This is a genomic window from Acidovorax sp. KPB24-03 (genome assembly GCF_057546605.1).
In genome coordinates, this window is sequence record NZ_BAAJYR010000115.1 from 1 (window position 1) to 11,061 (window position 11,061).

An 11,061-nucleotide genomic window follows, 5' to 3' on the forward strand; every position below is an offset into this window, starting at 1 on the left:
CACGGCCACCGGCGCGTGGAGCAGCACGACTCGGATGCACCCGCTGGCGTGGCGGACTGGTCCGGCCCGGCCTGGAAGGAGGTGGTGGGTGGCCGCCGGCGGCCCCGTGGGTGCTGGTGGCGCACAGCCTGGGCTGCATCACCGCGACGCACATGGGCGAGCCGGCCGCAGCCCGGGTGCAGGGCGCCTTGCTGGTCGCTCCGGCCGATCCGGAGCGCCGGGCGGTGCTGAGCGACTTCGCCCCCGTGCCTTACGCGCCGCTGCCGTACCGCAGCATTCTGGTGGCGAGCAGCAACGATCCCTACTGCCCCATCCGCCTGGCCGGCGCCTACGCGAGGGCCTGGGGCAGCGAGTTCGTTCGTCTGCCGCAGGCGGGGCATGTGAACGTGGACTCGGGCCATGGCGAATGGCCCCTGGGCTGGGCACTGCTGCATTCGCTGGTGGATGGCGCGGAGTGGGGCCTCGGCCAGGGTGCCACGGAGACCCGCTCCGCCGCCTGACAAAGATGCTATTATTTTTGTAGCTAAACGCCTTAGTACCCATTGCGCTGGAGGCATTTTTGGCTGAAATCTGCCATGCCGCCCCTTGGTTTTGCCGGGGTTCTATATTCTGGAAGTCGATTAATTAACAAGAATATATTCTTTTGAGTTTTAAGCCCCGCCGCCCACAATCGGTTTCACTTTTTCAGTAACGAGGGCGTAGACATGACTTCCGGGACAAAACTCAAGACTCTTCTGGCCGTGCTGGCCCTGGTCGCTGGCGGCGTTGCGTCGGCACAGACGTCCACGCTGCTGAACGCTTCCTATGACGTGGCCCGCGAGTTCTACAAGGACTACAACCCCGCCTTCGCCGCCCACTACAAGAAGACCACCGGCAAGGACGTGAAGATCGACCAGGCCCATGGCGGCTCCAGTGCCCAGGCCCGCGCGGTGAACGACGGCCTCGACGCCGACGTGGTCACGATGAACACCACGACCGACATCGACTTCCTCGCCACCAACGGCGTGGTCGCCAAGGACTGGACCAAGCGCTTTCCCAACGATGCATCGCCCACCACCTCGACCATGCTGTTCCTGGTGCGCAAGGGCAACCCCAAGAACATCAAGGACTGGGACGACCTCGCCAAGCCCGGCGTGCAGGTCGTCGTGGTGAACCCCAAGACCGGCGGCAACGGCCGCTACGCCTACCTGGCGGCCTGGGGCAGCGTGCGCGAGAAGGGCGGCACCGACGCCCAGGCCGCTGAGTTCGTGGGCCAGGTGTTCAAGAACGTCCCCGTGCTGGGCAAGGGCGGGCGCGATGCCACCAGCATCTTCCTGCAGCGCAACACGGGCGATGTGCTGATCACGTTCGAATCCGAGGTGCTGTCCATCGAGCGCGAATTCGGCAAGGGCAAGGTCGATGCGGTGTACCCCTCCAGCAGCGTGCTGGCCGAAAACCCCGTTGCGGTGGTCGAGCGCACCGTCGCCAAGAAAGGCACGGGCGAACTGGCCAAGGCCTATCTGGACTACCTCTACTCCGATGAGGCGCAGGAGATCGCGGCCCGCCACGCGTTGCGCCCGCGTTCCGAAGCGGTGCTGAAAAAGCACGCCGACCTGTTCAAGCCCGTCAAGCTGTTCACCGTGGCCAAGTACTTCGGCTCCCTCGGCGAGGCACAGAAGGTGCACTTCAACGACGGCGGCCAGTTCGACAAGCTCTACACCCCCGGCGCCAAGTAAGACATGAACGCTGCGACCTCTGCCTTGCCCGGCGCCGCCGTGGCGTCCACGGGCGGGGCCCGGCGCAGCCCGAAGCGGGTTCTGCCCGGCTTCGGCCTGACGCTGGGCTACACCATCTTCTACCTGAGCATCATCGTGCTCATCCCGCTGTCGGCGCTGGTCTTCAAGACCTTCACGCTGACCTGGGACCAGTTCTGGACCGCCATCAGCGCGCCGCGCGTGCTGGCGTCCTACCGGCTCACCTTCGGCGCGTCGTTCATCGCGGCGGTGGTCAACCTCGTGTTCGGCCTGCTGATCGCCTGGGTGCTGGTGCGCTACCGCTTTCCGGGCAAGAAGATCGTCGATGCCCTGGTGGACCTGCCGTTCGCGTTGCCCACGGCGGTGGCGGGCATTTCGCTCACCGCCTTGCTGGCCGGCAACGGCTGGGTCGGGCAGTACCTGGAGCCGCTGGGCATCCAGCTGGCCTTCAAGCCCGCCGGCGTGGTGATCGCGCTGATCTTCATCGGGCTGCCCTTCGTGGTGCGCACGGTGCAACCGGTGCTGGAAGACGCCGAGAAGGAGCTGGAAGAAGCCGCCACCAGCCTGGGCGCCACGCGCTGGCAGATCTTCACGCGCGTCATCCTGCCCGCGATCACCCCGGCGCTGCTCACGGGCTTTGCCATGGCGTTCGCGCGGGCGGTGGGTGAATACGGCTCGGTCATCTTCATCGCGGGCAACATGCCCATGATCTCCGAGATCACGCCCCTCATCATCATCGGCAAGCTGGAGCAGTACGACTACGCGGGCGCCACGGCGGTCGCGGTGGTGATGCTGGTGATCTCCTTCGCGCTGCTGCTCGTCATCAACGCATTGCAGGCCTGGCAGCGTCGCCACGCAGGAGCCCCGGCATGACTTCCACCGCTTCCAACTCCGGCGGGCGCAACGTGGTGCGCCGCGCCCAAGCCGGCACGACCGAGGCCCCCTGGGTGCGCTGGACGCTGATCGGCATCGCGCTCGCGTTCCTGCTGCTGTTCCTCGTGCTGCCGCTGGCCGCCGTGTTCACCGAGGCGCTGCGCAAGGGCTTCGGCGCCTACGTGGCGGCGCTCAAGGAGCCCGATGCCTGGGCCGCCATCCGGCTGACCCTCATCACCGCGGCCATCGCGGTGCCGTTGAACCTGGTGTTCGGCGTGGCGGCGGCCTGGGCCATCGCCAAGTACGAGTTCCGGGGCAAGGCGTTCCTGACCACGCTGGTGGACCTGCCGTTTTCCGTCTCGCCCGTGGTGGCCGGCCTGGTGTACGTGCTGATGTTCGGCGCTAACGGCTGGTTCGGCCCCTGGCTGGCGGCGTACGACGTCAAGATCATCTTCGCCGTGCCGGGCATCGTGCTGGCGACGATCTTCGTGACCTTCCCGTTCATCGCGCGCGAGTTGATTCCGCTCATGCAGGCCCAGGGCAGCGACGAGGAGCAGGCGGCCATCGTGCTGGGCGCGAGCGGCTGGCAGACCTTCTGGTACGTGACGCTGCCCAACATCAAGTGGGGCCTGCTGTACGGCGTGATCCTGTGCAATGCGCGCGCCATGGGCGAGTTCGGCGCGGTGTCGGTCGTCTCGGGCCACATCCGCGGGCAGACCAACACCATTCCGCTGCACGTGGAGATTCTCTACAACGAATACCAGTCCGTGGCGGCGTTCGCTGCGGCCTCGCTGCTGGCCCTGCTGGCACTGGTCACGCTGGTCATCAAGTCCATTGCCGAATGGCGCAACGAGCAGGAGCGCAAGGCCGCGGCCGCACTGCCGCCCGAGCGCCCCGCACCCGCCGCCGTGGGCGCGCGCTGAACGAAAGCACACCATGAGCATTGAAATCCGCAACATCAGCAAGCAGTTCGGCAGATTCCAGGCACTGCGCGACGTGAGCCTGGACATCCAGTCCGGCGAACTGATCGCGCTGCTCGGCCCCTCGGGCTGCGGCAAGACCACGCTGCTGCGCATCATCGCGGGGCTGGAGACGCCCGACGTGGGCACCATCCACTTCTCGGGCGAGGACACGACCGACGTGCACGTGCGCGACCGCGGCGTGGGCTTCGTCTTCCAGCACTACGCGCTGTTCCGGCACATGACGGTGTTCGAGAACGTCGCCTTCGGCCTGCGCGTGAAGCCGCGCGGCGAGCGCCCGAGCGATGCGCAGATCAAGCAGAAGGTGACCGACCTGCTCAAGCTCGTGCAGCTCGACTGGCTGGCCGACCGCTATCCGTCGCAATTGTCCGGCGGCCAGCGCCAGCGCATCGCCCTTGCGCGCGCCCTGGCGGTGGAGCCCAAGGTGCTGCTGCTGGATGAGCCCTTCGGCGCGCTCGATGCCAAGGTGCGCAAAGAGCTGCGCCGGTGGCTGCGCCGCCTGCACGACGAACTGCACGTGACCAGCATCTTCGTGACCCATGACCAGGAGGAAGCCCTGGAAGTGGCCGACCGTGTGGTGGTCATCAACCAGGGCCGGATCGAGCAGAGCGGCTCGCCCCAGGAGGTGTGGGATCAGCCGGCCAGCCCGTTCGTCTATGGATTCCTGGGCGACGTGAACCTGTTTCGCGGCCGCGCCCACGAAGGGCTGGTGCACGTGGAGGGCATGGCCATCGATTCGCCCGAGCATGCGGGCGCCCAGAACGCCAGCGCTTTTGCCTATGTGCGTCCGCACGACCTGGACGTGCAGCGCTACTCGCCCGGCGAGGGCGTGGACGCCGACGGGCGCCCGCGCGGCATCGTCGCGCAGCTCAGCCGTGCCATCGTCGTGGGGCCGATCGCGCGCCTGGAACTTATTCCTGATGCCGACCACAAACCAGCGGACAATGCGAGCCCCGACTCGGTGATCGAGGCGCAGATTCCTGCGCAGCAGTACCGGGAGATGGGTTTCAGGGAGGGTGAAACGCTGGTGGTCACACCGCGCCGCGCCCGCGTTTTTCTGGACCACGCCGCCGGTATCTGATGCAGCCTTCGAGGGCTGCCGACCGCGGCCTTCAAGGACAAGAACAATGGTGTTGAACTGGTTGGATGCCGCGCCCCGCCGCGTGCTGGGCCTCATCGCGGCGGCCTGCGTGGCCATGCTGGCTTTTGGCATGTACCTGCAGCATGTCGTGGGGCTCGAGCCCTGCCCGATGTGCATCGTGCAGCGCTATGCGCTCATCGGGGTCGCCGTGTTTGCGGCCCTGGCCAGCGCCCGGGGCACCCGGGGCTGGTGGATGTCGTGGGCCGTCCTGGCGCTGCTGTCGTCGGGATTCGGCGCCTTCGTGGCGGCGCGGCAAAGCTGGCTTCAGTGGTACCCGCCCGAGATCGCCACCTGCGGTCGCGACTTCTACGGAATGATCGAGCACTTCCCCATCGGCCGCGCGATCCCCATGATCTTCCGCGGTTCGGGCGACTGCGCCGCGGTGGACTGGACCTTCCTTGGAGGCTCCATCGCCAACTGGTCGTTCATCTGCTTCGTGCTCATGGCCGTCGTGCTGCTGGTGCTGCTGGTGCTGCTGGCCCGTGGTGGGCGAGGGGGCGCCAACCGCCGTCCGCTGGCTGCGGCTTGAAACCGGCCTGAACCCCGTTGAATGAAAAAGGCGCCTTGAACAGGCGCCTTTTTCTTGGGCGTTGCAAATCCGTCAGATCGGTGCCGGCGCTGCCATGGGCTCCTGGGCGGGAAACACCGGGCCCCGGGTTCCGGGCACCCAGGGCGCCATCTTGTCCATCACCTGCGTGAACGCCGTGCTGGCCTCCCATGCTGCCAGCCACTTTCGCACATGGGGCCAGGGGCCCGCCTGCCAGTCCGTGGCGTCGATGCCTGCGAACTGGCGCACGAACGGCATGATGGCCACGTCGGCCAGCGTGGGCCGCGGGCCGCACAGGAAGGCGTGTTGCGCCAGCCGCTCGTCCCACTGGGTCAGGAACGCGGTGGCGGTGGCCTGGGGCGTTGGCGCGTCCTCCACGCCGTCTCCCGTGCCGGTTTGCTGCGGATAGCGGTTCGGGTACTTGCAGCGGTCCAGGGCCTGTTTGAAGGTGCCGTCGCAGGCCGCGATGAGCGCATCGGCGTCCCGGGCCGTTGCGGCATCTTCGGCCATCCAGCCCTGCGGGTCGTGGCGAGCGAGCGCCCAGCGCATGATCTCCAGGCTTTGTTCCAGCAACTGGCCATCGGGCAGCACCAGCACGGGCACCGTGGCTTTGGGCGATGCATCCCGCAAGGCTTGCGGCTTGTCGCGCAATACCACCTCGCGCAATTCACAGGCCTGCCCGCTGGCCGCGATCGCCATGCGGGCCCGCATGGCGTAGGGGCAGCGGCGAAAGGAATACAGCACGGGCAGGCCGCTGGGCGCGTCCGATGGCTGACCATCGGACTGCGCCACACCGGAGGAGCCCAGGCGCGCGCCGATGTGGTCCTGCCCGCGCTGCCGCGCGAGCACCATCTGTTGCTCGCGCTCGGCCAGGGCGCGCTCCTGCTCGGGCGTGCGCGTGCCATGGCAATAAGGGCAGCTCACGCCGGGGCGGTACTGGGGCGATGCGAGTTCGGCCTCGCCCAGCGGCATGCGGCAGGACCGGCACAACTGGTGCCGGCCCGTGGACAGGCCGTGGCCCACCGACACGCGTTCGTCGAACACGAAACAATCGCCGTGCCAGCGGCTGTCTTCGGCGGGCACGTCTTCCAGGTACTGCAGGATGCCGCCGTCCAGGTGGAACACCTCGTCGAAGCCCTGCGACTTGAGCAGGGCGGTGGACTTTTCGCACCGGATGCCGCCCGTGCAGAACATGGCCACCTTGGGCCGGTGTGCCAGCACGCCGCCCGGCGCGCGCTGCTGCTCCACCCAGGCCGGAAATTCCGTGAAGCTGCGCGTGCGCGGGTTGATGGCCCGGGCGAAGCTGCCGATGCCCACTTCATAGTCGTTGCGCACGTCGATCACCACCACCTCGGGGTCGTCGATCAGGGCGTTCCATTGCGCCGGCGGCACGTGCGTGCCGGCATTGCGCGCCGGGTCCAGTCCGGTCACACCCAGGGTGACGATCTCGCGCTTGAGCCGCACCCGCATGCGGTAGAACGGCATGCGGTCGCCCAGCGCCTCCTTGTGGCGCAGGCCGGCCAGCCGCTCATCGGCACGAAGCCAGGCCAGCACGGCCCGCACGCCTGCGGGCTCCCCTGCGATCGTGCCGTTGATCCCCTCGGGCGCCAGCAGCAGCAGGCCCCGCACGCCATGGGCCTCGCACACGGATTGCAGTGGTGGCTGCAGTGCGGCGCAGTCGGGCAGATCGACGAAATGGTAGAGGGCGGCGGTGAGGATCTCGGGCATGGGGTGGCGATGATAGCGGGGCATCTGGAACGGCCGGGGCGCGGGCGGCCGATCAGGCCGGGTTGCTAGATGGACTGCCGCAGCCGGCCAGCAGCCAGCCGCGAAAGGCCTGCAGCGCAGCGCTGGGCGGGCGGGATTTCAAGCGCGTGAGCCAGTAGGCACCCAATGCGATGTGCGTGCCGAAGGGCTGCACGAGCCGCCCCTGTCGCAACTCCCTTTGAAAAAGCCGCACCGGCAGCAGCGCCACGCCCGCGCCCTGCGCGGCGGCCTCGGCCAAGGCCAGGGAGGAGTCGAACACCGTGCCCCGCACGAGCGGGCAGGGCACACCGGCCGCGCTGAACCAGGCGGCCCACTCGTCCGCGCGGTACGAACGCAGCAGCGATTCGTGCGCCAGATCGGCCGGCGCCCGCAGCCGGGGTGCGATGGAGGGCGCGCACATGGCGGACAGCGGCGCTTCCAGCAGGCGGTCGGCCTCGGTGCCATGCCAGGCGCCGTCCCCGAACCGGATGGCGCAGTCCAGTCCCTCGCCCGCGATGTCCACCCGGTTGTTGTGCGTGAGCAGGCGCAGGTCCACGAAGGGGCACGCCTGCTGGAACTCGCGCAGCCGCGGCAGCAGCCACCCCACGGCGAAGGTGCCCACGGCGCCGACGGTGAGCACTTCGCGGGGGCGGGTGTCGCTGAACTGCTCCAGGGCACCGGCAATGCGGCCGAACGCATCGGCCAGCACCGGCAGCAGGGCCAGGCCTTCGTCCGTCAATGCCAGCCCACGCGGCAGGCGCCGAAACAGCGGTTTGCCCAGGCGCTCTTCGAGGTTGCGGATGTGCTGGCTCACCGCGGTCTGGGTCACGCACAGCTCCTGGGCTGCACGGGTGAGATTGAGGTGGCGCGCCGAGACCTCGAAGGCGCGCAGGGCATTGAGGGGCAAGTGCATGGCGTCGGAATCAGGCGGGCAAGTAGCAAGCAGTTTTTCTTGGGGCTCTTCCCGATTATTGTCGATGGTGCTCTGGCCGACATGTCTCTATCGTTCGGGTCTTCTTGCTTTCAACGACAGGTTCATTTCATGCAAAGACGCCAGTTTTCCTTTGATCTCTTCGCCGCCGTGGCCGCCGCTTCGACGGCCGCCTTGTGGGCCGGCCCGGCCCATGCCGCCGCGCCTGCGCGCCAGCGCAACGCGCGGGAGGTCGCCTGGCAGGCCTCCATGCAGCGGCTCGAATCGGCACTGGACGGCCACCCCAAGGCGCGGCTCGGGGTCGCCATGCTCGACACCGGCTCCGGGCTGTCGCTGGGCTGGCGCCAGGACGAGCGCTTTCCCATGGCCAGCACCTTCAAGCTGCTGCTGGCCGCGTGGATGCTGGAGCGGGTCGACCGGGGCCAGGAGGCGTTGGACCGCCGGGTGCATTTCGACGCGTCGGCGCTCGTCGCCTATTCGCCGGTGACGGAAAAGCGGGTGGGCGACGTCGGCATCACGGTCGGCGAGCTGTGCGAAGGCACCGTCACGCTGAGCGACAACACCGCGGCCAACCTGCTGCTGTCGCGCCACGGCGGTCCGCAGGGCTTCACCGCCTTCGCGCGGAGCCTGGGCGACACGGTGACGCGGCTGGACCGCACCGAGCCCACGCTGAACGAGGCCATCGCGGGCGATCCGCGCGACACCACCACGCCGCAGGCCATGCTGCAGTCGCTGCGCAAGGTGGCCTTGGGCGATGCGCTGAGCCCGGCCTCGCGTGCCCAGCTGGTCGAATGGATCGTGGCCACGAAGACGGGCGACAAGCGGCTGCGTGCCGGCGTGCCGGGCTGGCGGGTGGGCGACAAGACGGGCACGGGCAACCAGGGTTCGTCCAACGACATCGGCGTGCTATGGCCGCCCGGCGGCGGTGCGCCCATCGTGGTCACCTGCTACATCACCCAGACCACCGCCACGCCGGAAAAGCGCGATGCCACCATCGCCGAGGTGGCGCGCCAGGTGGCCCGGGCGGTCGCCGCCTGAGCGGTGTGGCCGCAGGCCGGGCCGCCGCCTACAGTTTCTTGACGAGCACCTGGCTGCGGCGGTCCCAGTTGTACTTGCGCTTGCGGGCTTCGGGCAGCCACTCGGGGTCCACGGGCTGGAAGCCGCGCTTGATGAACCAGTGCATGGTGCGCGTGGTGAGCACGAACAGGCTGGTCAGGCCCATCCCCCGCGCCCGCTGCTCGATGCGTTTGAGCAGCTTTTCGCCGTCGCCCGTGCCCTGGCTGTGCGGTGAAACGGTCACGGCCGCCATCTCGGCCGTGCTGCCCTCCGGATAGGGGTAGAGCGCCGCGCAGCCGAAGATCACGCCGTCGTGTTCAATGATGGTGTAGTTGGCGATGTCGCGTTCGATCTCGGTGCGGTCGCGCTTGACGAGCGTGCCGTCCTTCTCGAACGGCTCGATCAGTTGCAGGATGCCGCCCACGTCGTCCGGCGTGGCCTCGCGCAGTTCTTCCAGCTTCTCATCGACCACCATGGTGCCGATGCCGTCGTGCACGTAGATCTCCAGCAGCAGCGCACCGTCCACCGCGAAAGGAATGATGTGGCTGCGCTCCACGCCGTTCTGGCAGGCCTTCACGCAGTGCTGCAGATAGAACGCGGTGTCGGTCGGCCGCTGGCTGGGCGGCACGCGGGCCAGCATCTGCCGGGCCTGGGCCAGCGGCAGCTCCGTGTCGATGGGGTTGTCGTCGCTCTCGGGCTCGTCGGGGTTCATGCGGATGCCGGGCACCTCGCACACGAAGACCAGCTTGTCGGCCTTGAGCGCGATCGCCACGGAGGTCGCGACCTCTTCCATCGTCAGGTTGAAGGCCTCGCCGGTGGGCGAGAAGCCGAAGGGCGACAGCAGCACCAGCGCGTCCATGTCGAGCGAGCGCCGGATGCCCGCCACATCCACCTTGCGCACCAGGCCCGAATGCTGGAAATCCACCCCGTCCACGATGCCCACGGGCCGCGCCGTCAGAAAGTTGCCGGAGATCACGCGCACCGTGGAGCCCGCCATCGGCGTGTTGGGCAGGCCCTGGCTGAAGGCGGCCTCGATCTCGTAGCGCAACTGGCCCGCGGCCTCCTGCGCGCAGTCGAGCGCCACCGAATCGGTGACACGGATGCCGTGCGAATACTTCTCGGCATGCCCCTTGGCCGCGAGCTGCTCGTTCACCTGCGGGCGAAAGCCGTGCACGAGCACGATCTTCACGCCCATCGCCTGGATCATGGCCAGGTCCTGCGCGATGGCCTGGAGCTTGCCAGCCGCGATGGCCTCGCCCGTGAGCCCGATCACGAAGGTCTGGTGGCGGAATTTGTGGATGTACGGCGCCACCGAGCGGAACCAGGGGACGAAGGTGAAGTTGAAGACGGCGGACATGGCGAAAGGGTGAAGAGAGCGGGGACTGCACCCTGCGGAGCGGCGCAGGTTGCGTGGGGAGGGCGGGGCGTTTTCCGCTGCGGCCGAATTATCGTCGCCATCGTTGCGGACGGAACGGCGCCAGGTCGATCTCCGGAGGCTGTCCGTCCATACATTGGGACACCACCCGTCCCGTGCGGGCCGAAGCGCCCAGGCCCACATGGCCGTGGCCATAGGCATGGATGACGTCCGCGCAGGCGCTGGCGGGTCCGATGCAGGGCAGTCCGTCGCTGGTGCTCGGACGCCGGCCCATCCAGAAGCGGGCGCCGTCCTCCAGCGCGGCGCGGGGCAGCGAAGGGTACAGATCGAATAGGTGTCCCAGCAGGATGCGGGCGCGGCGCCAGTCGGGTGCGGCGTGTAGGCCGGCGATTTCCACCTGGCCCGCCACCCGCAGGCCGTGCGCCATCTGGTGCACGATGAGCTTACGATCCATCACCATCGTGGAGGTGCGGGGGCCGGCGGGCGCGGGCTCCCCGGCGCGGGCCTGCACGTCCAGCATCGCGTGGTACCCGCGCTCGGTGTCCAGCCACACACGGTCGCCGGCGGCTAGCGCCAGCGGCCGCGAATAGCGCCCGCCGCGATGACCGCACCCTGGCAGGGCAGGTCGCCCTGGTCGGTCCGCACGGCGTGCAGGCGGCCTGCCTCGATGTGCAGCCCG

11 protein-coding genes are annotated in these 11,061 nt (G+C 68.4%); 7 read left to right on the forward strand and 4 right to left on the reverse strand.

The features are described from left to right. From AC27KI_RS13560 to AC27KI_RS13585, 6 genes are all read left to right on the forward strand, one after another. A partial coding sequence (locus AC27KI_RS13560; RefSeq protein ID WP_487114232.1) for an RBBP9/YdeN family alpha/beta hydrolase occupies nt 1–500 on the forward strand: 500 nt, incomplete at its 5' end. Nucleotides 501–704: 204 nt separating this feature from the next. Next, entirely contained in the window at nt 705–1,715 is a 1,011-nt protein-coding gene (locus AC27KI_RS13565; protein ID WP_487114234.1) for a sulfate ABC transporter substrate-binding protein, read from the forward strand. A 3-nt stretch (nt 1,716–1,718) separates the two neighbouring features. Continuing rightward, on the forward strand, nt 1,719–2,606 hold the full coding sequence (gene cysT / locus AC27KI_RS13570; RefSeq protein ID WP_272569058.1) for a sulfate ABC transporter permease subunit CysT: 888 nt from the start codon (nt 1,719–1,721) through the stop codon (nt 2,604–2,606). After that, nucleotides 2,603–3,529, forward strand: a complete 927-nt coding sequence (cysW, locus tag AC27KI_RS13575; protein WP_487114236.1) for a sulfate ABC transporter permease subunit CysW — start codon at nt 2,603–2,605, stop codon at nt 3,527–3,529. Before cysT ends, cysW begins: the two co-directional genes overlap by 4 nt. Nucleotides 3,530–3,542: 13 nt before the next feature. Beyond that, nucleotides 3,543–4,667: a sulfate/molybdate ABC transporter ATP-binding protein gene (locus AC27KI_RS13580; protein ID WP_487114238.1), complete on the forward strand. Its 1,125-nt coding sequence runs from the start codon at nt 3,543–3,545 to the stop codon at nt 4,665–4,667. Between the two features lie 46 nt (nt 4,668–4,713). Further along, on the forward strand, nt 4,714–5,256 hold the full coding sequence (locus AC27KI_RS13585; protein ID WP_487114240.1) for a disulfide bond formation protein B: 543 nt from the start codon (nt 4,714–4,716) through the stop codon (nt 5,254–5,256). 72 nt (nt 5,257–5,328) lie between these two features. On the opposite strand, the gene trhO is transcribed toward AC27KI_RS13585, so the two are convergent. Both trhO and AC27KI_RS13595 read right to left on the reverse strand, forming a co-directional pair. Beyond that, nucleotides 5,329–7,002: an oxygen-dependent tRNA uridine(34) hydroxylase TrhO gene (gene trhO, locus AC27KI_RS13590; protein ID WP_487114242.1), complete on the reverse strand. Its 1,674-nt coding sequence runs from the start codon at nt 7,000–7,002 to the stop codon at nt 5,329–5,331. Nucleotides 7,003–7,054: 52 nt separating this feature from the next. Beyond that, on the reverse strand, nt 7,055–7,933 hold the full coding sequence (locus tag AC27KI_RS13595) for a LysR family transcriptional regulator (RefSeq protein WP_487114244.1): 879 nt from the start codon (nt 7,931–7,933) through the stop codon (nt 7,055–7,057). A 129-nt stretch (nt 7,934–8,062) separates the two neighbouring features. Here AC27KI_RS13595 and bla point away from each other — a divergent pair, with 129 nt between their 5' ends. Then, the gene (gene bla, locus AC27KI_RS13600; RefSeq protein WP_487114246.1) at nt 8,063–8,989 is read left to right on the forward strand and encodes a class A beta-lactamase; all 927 of its coding nucleotides are present in this window, start codon (nt 8,063–8,065) and stop codon (nt 8,987–8,989) included. A gap of 28 nt (nt 8,990–9,017) precedes the next feature. On the opposite strand, the gene argA is transcribed toward bla, so the two are convergent. Then, nucleotides 9,018–10,364 (reverse strand): amino-acid N-acetyltransferase, encoded by a 1,347-nt coding sequence (gene argA, locus AC27KI_RS13605; protein ID WP_284412906.1) that lies wholly within the window; start codon nt 10,362–10,364, stop codon nt 9,018–9,020. Nucleotides 10,365–10,452: 88 nt separating this feature from the next. After that, nucleotides 10,453–10,935, reverse strand: a complete 483-nt coding sequence (locus tag AC27KI_RS13610; RefSeq protein ID WP_487114248.1) for an NAD(P)/FAD-dependent oxidoreductase — start codon at nt 10,933–10,935, stop codon at nt 10,453–10,455. Between the last annotated feature and the right edge of the window lie 126 nt (nt 10,936–11,061).